Genomic DNA, 16,024 nt, shown 5'->3' with positions numbered 1-16,024 from the left:
CTGGTGCCGCGTGGTCCGTTCATCGCGGGTCTCGTCGAGCGCATTGCAATGAAGCGAGCGTTCCGGCACCTGCCGCTGTGGCTGCTCGCCGTCTGCCTGTCGGTGGCCGTGACGTCCGTCGCCGAGCCGTTCGGCAGCAACGCGCGCTATCCGGCCGCGCGCGCGTTCCCTGCCAGGCTGACCGTCGGCGTGCTCGCGGGTGGCTGGCCGCCGTTCGACATGCTGCAGGACGGCCGCCTCACCGGCATCAGCGGCGACTATCTGCGCGCGCTGGTGGGGCCGAACGTCATTATCGAAGCCAAAGCGTTTCCCGACATGCCGCAGTTGCTGGCCGCGGCTTGCGCGGGCGATATCGATCTGATGATGAGCGTCGCTCGCGTGCCCGAGCGCGAACGGTGCCTCAGTTTCACGGCGCCGTATTTCCGCTCGTCGGTCTCGGCAGTGGTGCGGCGCGGCGGCGAACGGTACGCGAGCCGTGGCGAACTGGCCAGCGCGCGCATCGCGATAGAGCGGGGTTTCGCGCTCGAGCGTCCAATCCGCGAGAGTTTTCCACGCGCCGAAGTCAACGCGTTCGCCACCACGCGCGCCGCGCTCTCTGCGGTGGCCCGCGGTGAGGCCGATGCCTATTTCGGCCTGACCACGGTCGTCCAGTACGAGTTGGCGACGGAGCCTTTCCGCGATCTGCACGTTGCGTTCGACGAGAGCGGGAGAATTTCCAACCTGCGCTTTGGCGTGCCCCCCAATCAGGTCGCGCTGCGCGACCAGCTCGATCGCGCACTCGCGTCGATGAGCCCGGCAGACGCTACGGCGATTCGCGTGCGCTGGCTGTCCGACAGCGTCAACGCACAGCCGGCCGCCGCGGCGCGTCAGTTCGTGCTGACATCGGAAGAGAAAGCGTGGCTTCGCTCCTTGCCGCCGTTGCAGATCGGCTTTGACAGCCACTGCCCGCCGTTCAGTTTCATCGACGAATCGGGCCGTCCCGCCGGCATGACCGCCGACTATCTGGCATACCTGAGCCGGACTCTCGGCGTCGTCTTCAACCGGGCCCGACTGTCCGACTGGTCCGCGAACGTCGAAGCGTTCCAGCGCGGCGAACTGGCCATTCTGCCGATGGCGTCCAGCAACGGTCCGAAACTGAATAACGCCGCCCATACTCGCGCCTACGCGAGCTACCCGATGGTGGTCGTCGGCCGCGTTGGCGAACCGGCGCGCGCGTTCGACGATGTCACGTCGCGTCGCATCGTCATCCCGGCTCGGATTGCCGGCTCGGTCCCGCACGCGTTCGAGGCCGTTGCGCCCGATCATATCGTCGTCGCGCCCAGTACGGACGACGCGCTGCGAATGGTGGCCGCCGGCGAAGCGGACGTGACGGTCGGCAACATGGCCGCTGTCGATATCCGTTTGAAGCGCCGCTATGCCGGCGTTCTCAAGATTCTCGGCGCGCTCGGCGAATCCGACTCGCTCGACATCGCGGTACGCTCGGACCTGAAGCCGCTCGCCGGGTTGTTCGACCGAGCACTGCTGGCAATGCCGGCGGCGGAAACGCAGCGCATCCGGCAACGCTGGGTGGTCGACGCGGTTCCGCACAGCGGCATATGGAGCGTGACCGCGGTGCGCCTGCTGCCAGTGCTGATCGGCGTCGGCGTCGTACTGGTGGTCACGTTGCGCGCCTATCTGCTGCTGCAACGGGAAGTCAGGCTGCGCAAGAAGACCGAGCGTGCGCTCGCGCTGCAACTGAATTTCCAGGAATCCATGATGCAGACGGTGCCCTATGCGCTGGTCGCCAAAGATCTGGATGGACGCTATATCGCGGTCAACCGCGCTTATGAGAATGCGTGCGGTATCAGCCGCGAGGCAGTGCTCGGACGCACGACGATCGAAGTGCAGACATGGGGCGAAGCGAACAGCCGCATTCTCGACGGCATGACGCGCGAGGTGCTGAAGAGCGGCGGCATCGCCGAAGTGGAGTTGCAGTTCTGCAGCAGCACGGGCGATGTGCGGCACGGGCTGTTCTGGAACAGCGTGTGCCGCGGCAGTGACGGACAACCCGTTTGCCTCGTCGGCGCGATGGTCGACATCACCACTATCCGGCGTGCCGAAATGCTCGCGCGCGATACCGAGCGGCGCCTCTTCGATGTGACGCGTTCATTGCCGGCCGTGGTGTTTCAGTTGCGCCGCACCGCGAGCGGCGCGTACTCGTTTCCGTATATCGGCGGCGACACGCGGCACCTGCTCGGCGACAACGGCGTGTCGCTGAGTCATCGCGCCCAGGTGGACTTCCATCGCATAGCGGAGGAAGACCGGGAGTTCGTGCAGGCCGAACTGGAGCGCTCTGCGCGCAGCGAAACGCCGGTGCACATGGAGTTTCGCCTGCGCAGCGGACAGCAGCCCAAATGGGTGCGCGCGGAGCTGGTGCCGCGCCGCGAGGCGGACGGCAGCGTCGTCTGGAGCGGCTTCTGGGTGGACGCGAGTGTGGAGCGTGCCCGCTCCGAGGAACTCGCTCGCGCACGCGACATGGCCGAGGCGGCTTCGCGCGCGAAAGACGATTTCTTCGCGATGATGAGCCACGAAATCCGCACGCCGATGAACGGCGTGCTCGGGTTGGTCGAAGTGCTGGAGCGCACGCCGCTCAATACGGATCAAGGCGAGATGCTGAGCATGATCCACGAGTCGGCGGGCGCGCTGCTGCAGATTCTCGACGATCTGCTCGACTATTCGAAAATCGAGGCGGGGCGGCTGACGCTCGAAGCTGAACCGATCGACCTGCGTGAGCTGGTCGATAACGCCGTCGGACTGCTCGCGGGCCGCGCGCACGAGAAGGGGCTGAAAGTGCGCGTGAACATCGCGTCGGGCGTCGCCGCCGTCATGCGTGGCGACAGCGTGCGCTTGCGGCAGATTCTGTTCAACCTGCTCGGCAATGCGATCAAGTTCACGCCGCAGGGCGAGGTCGACGTTGACGTGTCGGTCGTCGAACAGAATGGCGCCGCGCAGACGCTCGAAATGAGCGTCGAGGACACCGGCATCGGCATCGCGCCGGACGTGCAGGCCAGTCTGTTCGAGCCGTTCGTGCAGGCGGAGTCGTCCACCACGCGGCGCTTCGGCGGCACCGGGCTCGGGCTCACGATCTGCCGCAAGCTGATCGACCTGATGGGCGGCACGCTCGCGTTGCGGAGCGCGCCGGGTCACGGCACCTGCATGACCGTGCGGGTCACGATGCCAGTCGTGGCGCAGCACTATTCCGTGAGCCGCTTGCGGGGCAAACGCGGAATTGTCGCTACCGGCGACAGGCGGGTCGGCCGTGCGCTGATGCACTTCGGCAAGGCGCTCGGGCTCAAGTTGCGCAGCGTCGCGCCGCACGCCAGTGCGTTGCGTGATCGCGGCACGCTGGCCAACGTGGATTTGCTGTTCGTGAGCGAGGAGGTGCAGTTGCCCGCATGCATCGGCCCGGACACACGGGTCATCATCCTCACAGAGAAGCCGAAGCCGACGGGGTATCGCATTCTCGACGATACCGTGCGCGTGAGCGTCAACCCCATTTCGTGGCGCGGTCTTGGCGCCGCGTGCGCCGCCGCGATGACGGGGCTGCCTTCGGTGGCGCGGCCCGCGGCGGGCCTCTCGCGCACACCCCAAGGCGTCACGACGCCGCCGGACCGTGAGCGCGCGATCGCGAGCGGCCGATTGATCCTTGTCGCGGAAGATCATCCGGTCAATCAGGAGCTGATTCGCCATCAACTGGCTTTGCTCGGTTTCGCGTGCGACGTGGCGAACGACGGCGTGGAGGCGCTTGCCGCGCTGGAGCGCACGAACTATGGCTGTCTGATCACGGATTGCCATATGCCGAATCTGTCCGGCTACGAACTCACGCGGCACATCCGGGAGAAGGAGCGGGGCGGCACGCAGCGTCTGCCGATCCTCGGCATCACGGCGAATACCGCGCCCGACGATCTGAATCTATGCCGCGATGCCGGCATGGACGACAGCCTCGTGAAGCCGACCCGGCTCGCCACGTTGCGCGACTATCTGAGCCGCTGGTTCGGCACCGACAGCGCGTGGCAGACCGCGCCCGCGGAAACGCAGAGCGAGCCGGAGATTGCCGGGCCGCTCGTTCAGGGTGGCGAGGAGCCGTTCGTTCCCGTTGATCTCACGCACATGACGCAGCTGTGGGGCAGCGCATCGACCGTCAAGGCATTGCTCGACGCGTTCGTTTCAGCGGTGCGTGAAGACATGCAGTCGTTGTCGCCGCTGCTCGAACGCATGGAGATTGCGGATGTGCGCGAGTGGCTGCACCGGGTGGAAGGGGCGGCGGGCGTCCTGCAATATCCGCCGTTGCTCAACGCGCTCGACGACTATCGCCGCGACATCGCCCTGAAGTCACCGGAACGTTTGCGCCGCGAAGGGCGGGCACTGATCAAGAAGTGCAATGCGATGCTGGACGGCATCGAGCAGCAGGCGGCTTTGCTCGCGTAGGCGACAACACCTGCAAGCGAGTGCAGCCGAATGCAAAAAAATGCAGACGAGCGCGCGATAACCAGCTGCAAAGCGGACGAAAAAAAACGCGGCCGAGGCCGCGTTAAAAGGTTTGGAGACTTCCCTCGATGAAGGAGTCACTTCTCGCAGGCGGAAGCATAACCGGGATGCCGCGATTGATTCATTACAAAATTCGCAAATAATTGTTCGGATAATTCGAGTAAAGCACCGGTGAAGACGAGTGGATCGATTGTCAAATCGCTCCGAACCGGAGTTCGAAATGCCTCAATGGCGTGCACGTCCTGCTCGACCTCGTGAACCCGAACACGCATGACCAACACGGCAAACAGTTTCGGATAACTACAGATCCAATCCGCGCCGCGATATAACGGCAAGGTCGCCATCGATTCGAACACGCTTGCCACGCCAACATATCGGAGGGATTTGCACTAGTATGTGGTGGCTCCGCACGTGGCCGAACTGTCGGTGCGGCGGCGCATCAAAGTCCGGAGAAGACCATGATTTCGCTGCGAAAATTGAATCTGGCGGTAGTGGTGTGGGCGTTGGCGTCGGGAGCCGCGTTCGCGGATACGGTGGCGCTGAAGGCGGACCTCGAGCCGTCGAGCGAAGTGCCGCCTCGCGTGAGTCACGGGCACGGCATGCTGAACGCCACCTTCGACACGAAGACGCAATCCCTGCAATGGACCGTCACCTATGAAGGCTTGAGCGGCGCGCCCACCGCCGCGCATTTCCACGGACCGGCGCCGGTCGGTCAGAACGCGAAAGTCCAGGTACCGATCGACAAGAGCGCGCTCGCGAGCCCGATCAAAGGATCGGCGGCGCTCACCGAGCAGCAGGTCACCGACCTGATGGCGGGACAGTGGTACTTCAACGTGCATACCGCGCAGAACCCGATGGGCGAGATTCGCGGCCAGGTGTTACCGGCGAACTAGAAGGCGCGCCGGTCTGCGCGCAGAGCCGCCGTTATCCGCTTAGAAGCCGCCGTCCACAGGCGCAGCCGCGAATGCACGTCCCATGACGGGACATTATCGAAGGAGCGTGTCCTGATGAGTTGGCAAAGCGCACTTGCGTGCTGGTATCTGCGCAGGCAGTTTCGTCCGCAAACCCTCGCGCCTCGCGTCGATGTCGCGAAAGCGCGTGCGCTGACGGCGAAGCGTGTCTGGTCGCCGCGCGTGCCGCGCGACTGGCGTCTGCGCGAAACCTACCGCACGCACGATGCGCCGCTGCGCGGGGAGTGGCTGGAGCGCGTCGCTCAGACGCCGGCCGGCCACGCGCCGCCGACCGTGCTGTACTGCCACGGCGGCGGCTACTACTTCTGCTCGCCACGTACGCATCGCTCGCTCGTGTTCGGACTGGCGACGCGTGCCGATACGCGGGTCTTTTCCCTCGACTACCGTCTTGCGCCCGAGCATCGCTACCCGGCGGCGCTCGACGATGCGAGCGCGGCGTATCGACAGTTGCTCGCCATGGGCATCGCGCCCGAGTCGATCGTGATCGCGGGCGATTCAGCCGGCGGCGGCCTTGCGCTCGCCACGCTGGTGGCGCTGCGCGACGCCGGTGATCCGCGTCCCGCAGGCGGCCTGCTGTTTTCACCGTGGACCGATCTGGCGGCGGCCGGCGCCAGCATCCGCGGTAACGACAGCGTCGATCCGATGTTTTGCGGCGCGGCGATCGCGCGTGCCGCGAAGGTCTATCTCGGTGATACGCCGGCCACCGATCCGTATGCGTCGCCGGTTTATGCCGATCTGCACGGCTTGCCGCCGCTTTTCATCATGGCGGGCAGTACCGAAGTGTTGCTCGACGACTCGCAACGCGTCGCCGACAACGCGCGCGCGGCGGGCGTCGACTGCGAGTTCGAAGTATGGAAGAAGATGCCGCACGTCTGGCCGCTGTTCGCACCGTTCATCCCGGAAGCGAACCGCGCGCTCGATCATGCAGCTGCTTTCGTGCGGCGCGCGACGAGCCGCGCTGCGAACGGGGCACAAGCGGCCGCTCAACCGTCGAGCGCGATGTCAAGAGTCTGATAGACGGCTTCGATCGCTGCCTGACCGTACTGCCGCTCCAGCCGACGCACGGTGAAGTGGCCATGTGCGACCTGCTGGAAATGGTCGATAAAGACGGTATTGACCATCGCGCCGAGCACCGCGCCGATCGCCGGAATCGATTTGGCAGCGATCTGTTCGCTCACCTGCACCGAGAAGCGCGCGGCGATCGCATGCAGCAACCGCAGCAACGCCGCCGAGCCATGCGAGGTAAAGCCCTTGGTCGCAATCTCCGACGACGCCTTCGACACCGCCTGCGCGAGCGCGCCGCGCATGAAGAAATAGCCGAACTCGGCGTCGTCGTCTTCGCTCGACGTGCCGCCCATGCCGAGCACGGTCAGACACTGCAGTTGCGTGTCGATCGACGACAGATCCTCGCCCTCGCTGCGCGCGATATCGCAGATCGAGCGGAACATCAGCGTGGTGGTAACCGGCAACTCGACCGGCAGCGCGAACAGTCCGAATGCGCCGCCGGCCGCGCCGGTCGTAGCCACTGCGAACTTGTGCAGCAGGTTGCTCGGCTTGTCCGGCGCAATCAGGGACGTGGCATCGCGCCGGTTCAGCGTGCGCAGCGCGATCGACAGGCACTTGCGCAGCGCCAGCTCGGTCGCGTCGGTGACCTTGGCGTTGGCGAATGCCGGAAGCCGCGCCAACAGCTTTTCGATCGGCGCGCCGACGACGCTCGCGAGCTTCATCGCCAGCGCGGGGCTTTCGAGTTGATGTTTCGCGCGCCGCAGCGCGTTCAGATCCTGCTCCGTTAAGGATGGTGTTGCGAGCGAACTCGGCTGCATGGGCCTCCCTGGCGTCATGTCGTGTGCGTTTTTCAGTCGATTGCCGACGCGTCGAACCGCGCGAGCACGTCCCGCTTAGAGCGCCACACCGTGGTATGATTCCCGATCGATTGACGAGTCAACTGTTGCGCTATCAAAAGCTCCATTAAAAAAAATGGCTGTCCATACCGCGGCCCACCACTCGAGTGGGCAAGTCTTACCCTTCCGTGAATCCTTGCTGGCAATGCTCGGCATCTCGTTCGTAACGATGCTGGTCGCGCTCGACCAGACCGTGGTCGGCACCGCGCTGCCCACCATCGTCTCAGAACTGAGAGGCTTCGAACTGTACGCGTGGGTCGCCACGTCGTACCTGCTCACCTCGGTGATCACGGTGCCGATTTTCGGCCGCCTCGGCGATTACTACGGGCGCAAGCCATTCGTGATCGCGTCGATCGTCGTGTTCACCGCGGCGTCGGTGCTGTGCGGTGCGGCTAACAACATGCTGTTCCTCGTGCTTGCGCGCGGCTTGCAGGGTATCGGAGGCGGGATGCTGGTCGGCACTGCGTTCGCCTGCATTCCCGATCTCTTTCCCGACTCGGTCGTGCGCCTGCGCTGGCAGGTGCTGATGAGCTCGGCGTTCGGCATTGCCAACGCCGTGGGGCCGTCGCTCGGCGGCTTTCTCACGCAGTACTACGGCTGGCGTTCGGTGTTCTACGTGAATCTGCCGGTCGGGCTGTTGTCGCTGTTTTTCGTCTGGCGCTTCCTGCCGCACTTGCGGCATGTCGAGCACGAGGGCAAGATGCGGCTCGATTGGCCCGGTGCGGTGCTGATCGCGGTGGCGCTCGGCTCGCTGCAGTTGTTCGTCGAATTGCTGCCGAAACACGGCGTCACTCTGAGCGCGTTTGCGCTGCTCGCGCTGAGCATCGCCTCGGCTTACGCGCTCTGGCAGTGGGAAAAGCGCTGCCCGACGGCGATCCTGCCGGTCGACATGTTCCGCAACCGCAGTCTTGCCGCGCTCTTCACGCTCGCGGTGCTCGGCGGCTTCACGATGTTCTCGCTGCTGTTCTACGCGCCGCTGCTGTTTCAGGGCGGCTTCGGCATGTCGCCGAAAGAAGCGGGGCTCGTCATTACGCCGCTGGTCGTGTTCATCACGATCGGCAGCATTGCCAACGGGCGCATCGTGTCGCGCGTGAGCAATCCGAATCTGATGCTGTATATCGGCTTTTCGCTGGTGGCGTTGTCGTGCCTCGGCATTGTCGTCGCGACGCGTTCCATGCAGCAATGGGTGCTGATGTCGTTCATGGTGGTGGGCGGTCTGGGGCTCGGCTTCGTGATGCCGAACCTGACGATCTTCGCGCAGCAGACGGCCGGCCGCGAACACCTCGGCATCGCGACGGCGCTGCTGCAGTCGCTGCGGATGATCGGCGGGATGATCGGCACGGCGCTGACCGGCACGCTCGTCAGCCACATGTACGCGAGCGGCGTGCGCAGCGCGCTCGATAGCGCGAGCGCATCGCACTGGTTTGCCGATCTCGGCGATCCGCAAATCCTGATCAACCGGGAAGCGCAGACCACCCTGGTCGAGCAGTTGACGCATGCGGGCCACAACGGCGCGATGCTGCTGGAAAGCGCGCGCGAGGCGCTCGTCGGGGCGATTCATCTGGGTCTCGCGATGGCGGCGATGATCGCCGTGGTGTCCGTGTGGCAAAGCCGCCGCGTGCCGCCGATCAAGCTCCAGCGCAAGCTCGAGCCCGTGATCCACGCGGACTGATTTTTAGACTTACCGTTTGACTGAACAGATCATGGAAGAACAGGACCGCGTCGCCGTCATGCAACAATTTGGCCGCACTTATCGGGCGTTCATGTCGGCGTTCGAGGCACAGGTCGGCCATCCGCTGCCGCGCTGGCGCATCTTGCTTGCGTTGCACGAGCAGGCGGGCGAGTCGTCACAGAAAAGGCTGGTCGAGCGCCTGCGGGTCGATCCGGGCGCGCTCACACGGCAGTTGAAAACGCTGGAAGGATTGGGCTGGATTGCGCGCAGCATGGATACGCGCGACAACCGCGTCACCAATGTGCGTCTGACGCAGGCGGGACAGTCGGCGACCGAAGCGAGCTTGCCGCGTCGCAACGCATTTTTGCACGACACGATGGCTTCGCTGCCAGACGAGGCCTTGGGAGCGCTATCGGGCGCGCTGAGGATGCTCGAAGCGCGGATCGGTGAAGTGGCAGCCGCGGCGAGCGCGGCTGGTGCTGAGGTAGGACAGCCAGGTGAAGCTGCACACAGTGGGGCGTTGCGACAACCCTGATTCACTACCGCGTTCGTCGCGTGGATGGCTTACGGATGCCGCTGGCAAGCATTGGCCTTGCGTTGCGCAAGCCACTCGTCATCAGAACCACCGCAAGCGGCGCGCCTTGTGACCGCAAGGCGCGCGCCGCTCACGGCCGCGTCAGAAGAACGTTTCGATCACTTCCGTCACGCGATACGCGGGATCGACCACCAGCACCTGACGCCACTTATCGAACGTCAGACACGGGTGCGAGATGTCGAACGCGATCATGTCGCCCACTTTCAGATCGGCGCCGGCGGGAATCCGCAGATACGCGTGCTGATCCATCAGGCCGAAAATTTCCCAGCCTTCGCTCGCTGCGATATCGCGCGGCGCAACGTTACCCGGACGATAGTGACGCGCTGGTTCCGGCATGCCCGCGTCGAACGCGGAGTCGCGCTTGCCGAGACCAATGATGGCGCGATCCGGCTCCGGAATCGACTGCACGTACGCCCACAACTGCAGCGCGGGCAGCAGGCCCTCGCCCATTTTCTTCGCGACCGGATTGCGCGCGAAAATGTCCGTCTGCGCCTTGCGATAGATGCCGACGTCGTGCGTCAGATAGCAGCCGGGACGCAGCACGACTTCGACCTTGCCGGTCTCCGACGCCTTCACGAATTCTTCCGCCACCACGTCGTACCACGCCGAGCCCGCGCCCGACAGCACCGCCGGCGTGCGCGCAAAACGCCCCTCTTCGACGAGCGCGCGCGTGAGCGCGACCGCGCTTTGCAGGAACTCGCGCACCTCGTGCTCTTCCTTCAGCACGCCTTCATACAACTCGACACCGGCGAGCTTCAGCACATTCGGATAGCGGGCGGTCGCGGCGAGCACCGCGTTGCGCTGCGCTTCGTCGCGCACGCCCGTGCGGCCGCCCGGCACGCCGAGTTCGAGCAGCACTTGCAACGGTTTCTTCACTGACGTGAAGAACTCGCCCAATTGCTCGACGCCTTCGACCGAGTCGACGAGGCAGAAGAATTCGAAGTCAGGATCGCTCAGGAGTTCGGCGATCATCATCATGTTGTGGCGGCCCACCAGCTGATTGGCCATCAGGATGCGCGAGACGCCGCCGTGATACGCCGCGCGCACCTGATGCGCGGTGGCGAGCGTGATGCCCCACGCGCCGGTTTCGAGCTGACGGCGAAACAACTGCGGGGCCATCGTGGTCTTACCGTGCGGCGCGAGCTTAACGCCGTACTCCGCGACGAACGCCTGCATCCACTTCAGGTTGTGCTCCACGCGATCCGCATACAGCACGGCCGCCGGCAGGCTCACGTCTTCGTTGAGCAGGTTCCATTCGAGGCGCGGGGCATCCGTGAGCTGGATGCTGGTGCCCGGAACCATGCCCAAGCCCTTGCTATAAGGATCAATCGTTGCGCCCTGATAGTTTGTAACTTTCATGTCTCCTTGCTCCATCGTCCAGTTAAATTGAATCAAATTTGACTTTATCATGTTACCGAAAGTACGATGCGAGGAGAAATGTTATTTAGTACCACGGCGTTCCGAAGGCGTATTGCAAGTCTTCGCGCGACCTGCCCCAGTCCGCCATGAACTCAACCGCCGAACCGCTGGCTTTCGACATCGTCGCGCGCATCGCCGAATGTGCGCCGGACCTGCGCTCGGCCGAACGCAAGGTCGCCGCGTTGATCCTCGACGATCTGACGGGCGCTTCGCGCGCCAGCATCGGCGCGCTCGCGCAGCACGCGCAGGTGAGCGTCGCGACCGTCACGCGTTTCGCCAAGGCGGTCGGGTGCCGCGACGTGCGCGAGCTGAAGCTGCGGCTCGCGCAGGCGGCGGCGGTGGGGCAGCGCTTCCTGCAGCCGGGCGGCGCAACAGACGTACCCGAGCCGATCGCGACCCGCGTATTCGACGAACTGCAAACCGCGCTGGCCCATAACCATCAACTACTGCGCAAGGCGCCGCTCGATGAAGCGGCCAGCGCCTTGCGCGCGGCGCGCATGATCTACGTGTTCGGCATGGGGGGCGGCTCGACCGCGCTTGCCGATGAAATGCGCTTTCGGCTCGTGCGCCTTGGCCGCCCGGTCGCGACCTATCAGGACGGCTTGTTGCAGCGCATGGTGGCGAGCACCGTATCGCGCGAATGCGTGGTGATTGCGTTGTCCACCACCGGGCGCGTGCCGGAGATGATCGAGAACTGCAAGATCGCGCGCAGCTACGGCGCGACCGTGATCGCGCTGACCGCGCCCACCTCGCCGCTGGCGAAACTCGCGGACTGGGTGATCCCGATCGTCGCGTTCGAAACCGATTTCATTTACAAGCCGTCGTCGTCGCGCTACGCGATGATGATGGCGCTCGATGTGCTCGTCACCGAACTTGCCGTCAGTCAGGGTGACGAGAGCCGCGAATTGCTGCGCCGCATGAAGCACGCGCTCGACGCGCATCGCGGCGGCGGCGATCGACAACCGTTAGGAGACTGATCCATGCACTCGCATCCCGAAGCCGCCGATACGCTGATCGTCGGCGCGCAACTGTATGACGGCACGGGCGCACCGCCTGTCGAACGCGACGTGGCGGTGCGCGACGGCCGCATCGTCGCGATCGGCAATCTGTCGAACTGGCTCGCCGAAGAGGTGATCGAGGCCGAGGGGCGCGCGTTGGCGCCGGGCTTCATCGACGTCCACACGCACGACGACACGCACGTGATTCAGGCGCCGCAAATGCTGCCGAAGATTACGCAAGGCGTAACAACGGTGATCGTCGGCAATTGCGGCATCAGCGCGTCGCCGGTGGCACTGAAGGGCGACCCGCCCGATCCGATGAACCTGCTCGGCGAGCGCGACGCGTTCCAGTACGCGACTTTCGCCGAGTATGTGAAGGCGGTGAACGCCGCGCGTCCGGCGGTGAACGTCGGCGCGCTGATCGGCCACACGGCGTTGCGCAGCAATCAGATGGACCGGCTCGATCGCGCGGCCACGGCGCAGGAAATCGACGGCATGCGTGCGCAGCTCGAAGAGGCGCTGGCCAACGGTGCGCTGGGTTTGAGTTCGGGGCTCGCATACGGCTCGGCGTTCGCCGCACCGACCGAAGAAGTGATGGCCTTGGCCGAACCGCTCGCCGCAGCGGGCGCGCTGTACACCACACACATGCGCACCGAATTCGATGCGATTCTCGACGCGATGGACGAGGCGTACCGCGTCGGCCGTCACGCGCATGTGCCGGTCGTGATCTCGCATCTGAAGTGCGCGGGGCCGTCGAACTGGGGGCGCAGCGAAGAAGTGCTGAAGTCGCTCGAAGGGGCGCGGCGCATGCAGCCGATCGGGTGCGACTGCTATCCGTACAACCGTAGCTCGTCGACGCTCGATCTCAAACAGGTGACGGGCGACATCGACATCACGATCACGTGGTCCGAGCCGCATCCCGAGATGGCGGGCAAGCTCGTCAAGGAGATCGCCGCGGAGTGGGGCGTCACGCAGCAGGAAGCGGGCAAGCGTCTGCAACCGGCGGGCGCGGTGTATCACAACATGTCCGAAGACGACGTGCGGCGCATCCTCTCGCATCCGGCGACGATGGTCGGATCGGACGGCTTGCCGAACGATCCGCTGCCGCATCCGCGCCTGTGGGGCGCGTTTCCGCGCGTGCTCGGCCATTACGTGCGCGACGCCGGTCTGCTGCCGCTCGAAGAGGCGGTGCGCAAGATGACCAGTCTGTCGGCGCGTCGCTTTGGTTTGGCGCAGCGAGGCGAAGTGCATATCGGCTATCACGCCGACCTGGTGTTGTTCAGCCCGGACAAGGTGCGCGACGCGGCGACGTTCGACAAGCCGCAGCAGGCGGCGGACGGCATCGACGCGGTCTGGGTGAACGGCGTGCTGTCGTATCGCGACGGCGCGGTGACGGGCGAGCGGGCTGGTCATTTCGTGGCGCGCGGCGCGGCGTCGAAGGGTGACGCGCACGGCGCGTTCTAACTATTTTTGTTCGATTGATTGCGGTGCGCGTGGCGCTGGTGCCGGGGCGCGTGCCGGACTTTTTAAGGAGTGTGATGATGAAGCGTTATGGCGTTGAAGGCGGAAAGGGAACGGGCGGTCAGCATATGCCGTTTTCGCGTGCGGTCGAAGCGGACGGCTGGCTCTTCGTGTCCGGCCAGACGCCGATGGCAAACGGCGAAGTGATCAATGGCGGCATCGTCGAGCAGTCGCACAAGGCGATCCAGAACGTGTTCGCCATTCTGAAGGAAGCCGGCTACGGCGCGGAGCATGTGGTCCGCTGCGGTGTGTGGCTCGACGATCCGCGTGACTTCGCGTCGTTCAACAAGGTGTTCCGCGAATACTTCGGCGACAATCCGCCGGCGCGCGCCTGTGTGGTGTCGTCGATGGTGATCGACTGCAAGGTGGAAGTGGATTGCGTCGCGTATAAGAAGCCGACGGCTTGAGGCATTGCGTTCGCCGCGGTTGACTGAACCCGCGGCGAACCACTGCGTTGTTACTGCCGGGCCAGACGCATGTTGTCCGGCATCGGCAGGTTGTAGTTGGTGCGGAACGGGTTGATGTCCAGCCCGCCGCGCCGCGTATAGCGCGCATATACCGCGAGCTTGACCGGCTTGCAGGCCTTCAGCACGTCGATAAAAATCCGCTCGACGCACTGCTCGTGAAAGCCGGTGTGATTACGGTACGAGATGATGTAGCGCAGCAAGCCCGCGTGATCGATCTGCGGGCCGATGTAGTGAATCTGCACGCTGCCCCAGTCGGGCTGCCCGGTCACGGGGCAGTTCGACTTCAACAGGTTGGAAAACAGCGTTTCCTCGACCGGCGCTTCATCGTGCGCCGCGCTCAGCAGCGACGCGTCCGGCTGATAAATGTCGGTATCCAGATCCAGCCGGTCCAGCGACAAACCTTCGAATTCTTCCATCTGCAGCTTGCCGAATTCATGCGGCGTGGCCAGACGAACCGACACCGTCGCGCCGCAGGAAGCGGATACGTCGCGCTTGATCGTGTCGCGCACCACGTCGATTGACTCGAACGCCGTCTGCGCGAACGAGCCCAGATACAGCTTGAACGACTTCGACTCGACGATATTCGGCGAGTCCGCCGGCACGAAGAACGTCGCCACCGCGATCTGCGGTTTGCCGCGCGCGTTCAGCCAGGACAACTCGTAAGCATTCCAGATGTCCGTGCCGAAGAACGGCAACTGCGCGCCAATGCCGATCGCCTCGCGCGCGGTTTTTCGCGCGATCGGAAACAGCAGCGATGCGTCGTAGTGTTCGGTGTAAGTGGAGGCCTTGCCCAGCGGAGATTGTTCGGGTGTCATGATGCATTCACGATGCCACTCAGCACGTGCCCGGTCGCCGTCACGATGCGAGCCGATTCGCAGTGGCCAATTTGGTCGTCGAAGAAAAAGTCCGGCTCGAACTCGCGCAGGAATGCGCTCTTGTCGAGGCCGCCGAGGAACATCGCTTCGTCGATTTCGATGTTCCACGCCATCAGGGTGCGGATCGCGCGCTCATGCGCGGGCGCCGAGCGCGCCGTCACCAATGCCGTACGAATATGCATCGGCGCGGCTTCATCCGCGAGTTTTTGCAGCCGGTGCAGTGCTTCGAGCAACGGTTTCAACGGACCGTCCGCGAGCGGCAAGTCCTTGTTGTGAATCTCGTGGCCGACGAAGGCGCGCAAGCCGTCTTTCTGGAACACGCGTTCCGCTTCGTCGGAAAACAGCACGGCGTCGCCGTCGAACGCGATGCGGATTTCGTCGGGATACTTGCTCGCCATTTTCGCCGATTCGGGCAACACGCGTGCGGCGGGAAATCCGGCGGCCAGCGCGTCGCGCACGTCTTGCTGATTCGCGGACAGAAACAGCGACGCGTTCAGCGGCTTCAGATAGCCGAACGGAGCGCGTCCACGCGTGAAGACGCCGCGCTCGATCGCGAGCCCATGTTCGCGGCACGAATGAAACGCGCGCAATCCGCTGATCGGATCGCTGCGCGACAGGATCACCACTTCGACGCGATGGCCGCCGGCATTCAGCGCAAGCAGCTTGCGGATCAGCGGAAATGCGACGCCCGGTTTGGCGGGCACCGCGAGCCGGTCGCGCTGCAACGCTTCATAGGTGTGCAGGTCGCCTTCTTCGTACACGCGGTTCTCTTCTTCGAAGTCGAACAGCGCGCGCGACGAGATTGCCACCACCAGCTTGTCGGCGAGCGAGAGAGCCATCTGCGCGTGTCAGTCCCTGTTATGCGAGAAACAGCCGATACACCGGGTTTTGCGTCTCTTCCCAGTTCGGATAACCGAGCGTGGCGAGAAAACGTTCGAACGCTTCGGTCTCGCTCGCGGGCACCTGGATGCCGACGAGGATCGAACTGTAGTCCGCACCCTGGTTGCGATAGTGGAACAGGCTGATGTTCCAGTTCGGCGCCATCGACGACAGGAACTTCATCAGCGCGCCCGGGCGC

General features: G+C 64.6%; 13 protein-coding genes and 1 pseudogene. 8 read left to right on the top strand and 6 right to left on the bottom strand.

Features of this window, described 5'->3' with window-relative positions; all coding sequences use genetic code 11:
* The first annotated feature begins 48 nt into the window (after positions 1-48).
* Complete coding sequence (locus HV770_RS25260) at positions 49-4,467, top strand: ATP-binding protein (protein WP_175164106.1); 4,419 nt, start codon at positions 49-51, stop codon at positions 4,465-4,467.
* Between the two features lie 137 nt (positions 4,468-4,604).
* Here HV770_RS25260 and HV770_RS25255 read toward each other — a convergent pair whose 3' ends face one another.
* Entirely contained in the window at positions 4,605-4,883 is a 279-nt protein-coding gene (locus HV770_RS25255; RefSeq protein WP_175164104.1) for a hypothetical protein, read from the bottom strand.
* Positions 4,884-4,985: 102 nt separating this feature from the next.
* Between HV770_RS25255 and HV770_RS25250 the strand changes: the two genes are divergently transcribed.
* Positions 4,986-5,420: a CHRD domain-containing protein gene (locus HV770_RS25250; protein WP_175164102.1), complete on the top strand. Its 435-nt coding sequence runs from the start codon at positions 4,986-4,988 to the stop codon at positions 5,418-5,420.
* A 114-nt stretch (positions 5,421-5,534) separates the two neighbouring features.
* A complete protein-coding gene (locus tag HV770_RS25245; protein WP_175164100.1) occupies positions 5,535-6,512 on the top strand; it encodes an alpha/beta hydrolase in 978 nt (325 codons plus the stop codon).
* Here the strand turns inward: HV770_RS25245 and HV770_RS25240 are convergent.
* Positions 6,482-7,321: an EcsC family protein gene (locus HV770_RS25240; RefSeq protein ID WP_175164098.1), complete on the bottom strand. Its 840-nt coding sequence runs from the start codon at positions 7,319-7,321 to the stop codon at positions 6,482-6,484. The two genes, HV770_RS25245 and HV770_RS25240, sit on opposite strands and share 31 nt — an antisense overlap.
* 154 nt (positions 7,322-7,475) lie before the next feature.
* On the opposite strand from HV770_RS25240, the gene HV770_RS25235 reads away from it, so the two are divergent.
* Together HV770_RS25235 and HV770_RS25230 are read left to right on the top strand one after the other, a co-directional pair.
* On the top strand, positions 7,476-9,071 hold the full coding sequence (locus HV770_RS25235; protein ID WP_175164096.1) for an MDR family MFS transporter: 1,596 nt from the start codon (positions 7,476-7,478) through the stop codon (positions 9,069-9,071).
* A gap of 31 nt (positions 9,072-9,102) precedes the next feature.
* The gene (locus HV770_RS25230) at positions 9,103-9,606 is read left to right on the top strand and encodes a MarR family winged helix-turn-helix transcriptional regulator (protein ID WP_175164412.1); all 504 of its coding nucleotides are present in this window, start codon (positions 9,103-9,105) and stop codon (positions 9,604-9,606) included.
* Positions 9,607-9,747: 141 nt separating this feature from the next.
* On the opposite strand, the gene HV770_RS25225 is transcribed toward HV770_RS25230, so the two are convergent.
* Positions 9,748-11,025 (bottom strand): amino acid deaminase, encoded by a 1,278-nt coding sequence (locus tag HV770_RS25225; protein WP_175164095.1) that lies wholly within the window; start codon positions 11,023-11,025, stop codon positions 9,748-9,750.
* A gap of 146 nt (positions 11,026-11,171) precedes the next feature.
* On the opposite strand from HV770_RS25225, the gene HV770_RS25220 reads away from it, so the two are divergent.
* From HV770_RS25220 to HV770_RS25210, 3 genes are all read left to right on the top strand, one after another.
* On the top strand, positions 11,172-12,062 hold the full coding sequence (locus tag HV770_RS25220; protein ID WP_175164093.1) for a MurR/RpiR family transcriptional regulator: 891 nt from the start codon (positions 11,172-11,174) through the stop codon (positions 12,060-12,062).
* A 3-nt stretch (positions 12,063-12,065) separates the two neighbouring features.
* Positions 12,066-13,547, top strand: a complete 1,482-nt coding sequence (locus HV770_RS25215; RefSeq protein ID WP_175164091.1) for an N-acyl-D-amino-acid deacylase family protein — start codon at positions 12,066-12,068, stop codon at positions 13,545-13,547.
* A gap of 77 nt (positions 13,548-13,624) precedes the next feature.
* Positions 13,625-14,011 (top strand): RidA family protein, encoded by a 387-nt coding sequence (locus tag HV770_RS25210; protein ID WP_175164410.1) that lies wholly within the window; start codon positions 13,625-13,627, stop codon positions 14,009-14,011.
* A 50-nt stretch (positions 14,012-14,061) separates the two neighbouring features.
* On the opposite strand, the gene queF is transcribed toward HV770_RS25210, so the two are convergent.
* From queF to HV770_RS25195, 3 genes and pseudogenes are all read right to left on the bottom strand, one after another.
* Positions 14,062-14,886, bottom strand: coding sequence for an NADPH-dependent 7-cyano-7-deazaguanine reductase QueF (queF, locus tag HV770_RS25205; RefSeq protein ID WP_175164089.1), 825 nt, complete (start codon positions 14,884-14,886; stop codon positions 14,062-14,064).
* Entirely contained in the window at positions 14,883-15,785 is a 903-nt protein-coding gene (locus HV770_RS25200; protein WP_175164087.1) for a 5'-nucleotidase, read from the bottom strand. The genes queF and HV770_RS25200 overlap by 4 nt, the downstream gene beginning before the upstream one ends.
* A 19-nt stretch (positions 15,786-15,804) precedes the next feature.
* Positions 15,805-16,024 (bottom strand): annotated as a pseudogene (locus HV770_RS25195) (threonine ammonia-lyase, biosynthetic); the annotation flags it as partial.

The sequence above is a fragment of the Paraburkholderia fynbosensis genome (assembly GCF_902859935.1).
Classification (GTDB): domain Bacteria; phylum Pseudomonadota; class Gammaproteobacteria; order Burkholderiales; family Burkholderiaceae; genus Paraburkholderia; species Paraburkholderia fynbosensis.
This window is presented reverse-complemented; position numbering and strand designations above follow the sequence as displayed.

Bases quoted from the DNA above. Each gene is read 5' to 3' on its own strand.
- HV770_RS25235 (WP_175164096.1), top strand. From the start codon at position 7,476: ATGGCTGTCCATACCGCGGCCCACCACTCGAGTGGGCAAGTCTTACCC.
- HV770_RS25210 (WP_175164410.1), top strand. From the start codon at position 13,625: ATGAAGCGTTATGGCGTTGAAGGCGGAAAGGGAACGGGCGGTCAGCAT.
- HV770_RS25240 (WP_175164098.1), bottom strand. From the start codon at position 7,321: ATGCAGCCGAGTTCGCTCGCAACACCATCCTTAACGGAGCAGGATCTG.
- HV770_RS25260 (WP_175164106.1), top strand. From the start codon at position 49: ATGAAGCGAGCGTTCCGGCACCTGCCGCTGTGGCTGCTCGCCGTCTGC.
- HV770_RS25225 (WP_175164095.1), bottom strand. From the start codon at position 11,025: ATGAAAGTTACAAACTATCAGGGCGCAACGATTGATCCTTATAGCAAG.
- HV770_RS25215 (WP_175164091.1), top strand. From the start codon at position 12,066: ATGCACTCGCATCCCGAAGCCGCCGATACGCTGATCGTCGGCGCGCAA.
- HV770_RS25200 (WP_175164087.1), bottom strand. From the start codon at position 15,785: ATGGCTCTCTCGCTCGCCGACAAGCTGGTGGTGGCAATCTCGTCGCGC.
- queF (WP_175164089.1), bottom strand. From the start codon at position 14,886: ATGACACCCGAACAATCTCCGCTGGGCAAGGCCTCCACTTACACCGAA.
- HV770_RS25245 (WP_175164100.1), top strand. From the start codon at position 5,535: ATGAGTTGGCAAAGCGCACTTGCGTGCTGGTATCTGCGCAGGCAGTTT.
- HV770_RS25250 (WP_175164102.1), top strand. From the start codon at position 4,986: ATGATTTCGCTGCGAAAATTGAATCTGGCGGTAGTGGTGTGGGCGTTG.
- HV770_RS25220 (WP_175164093.1), top strand. From the start codon at position 11,172: ATGAACTCAACCGCCGAACCGCTGGCTTTCGACATCGTCGCGCGCATC.
- HV770_RS25230 (WP_175164412.1), top strand. From the start codon at position 9,103: ATGGAAGAACAGGACCGCGTCGCCGTCATGCAACAATTTGGCCGCACT.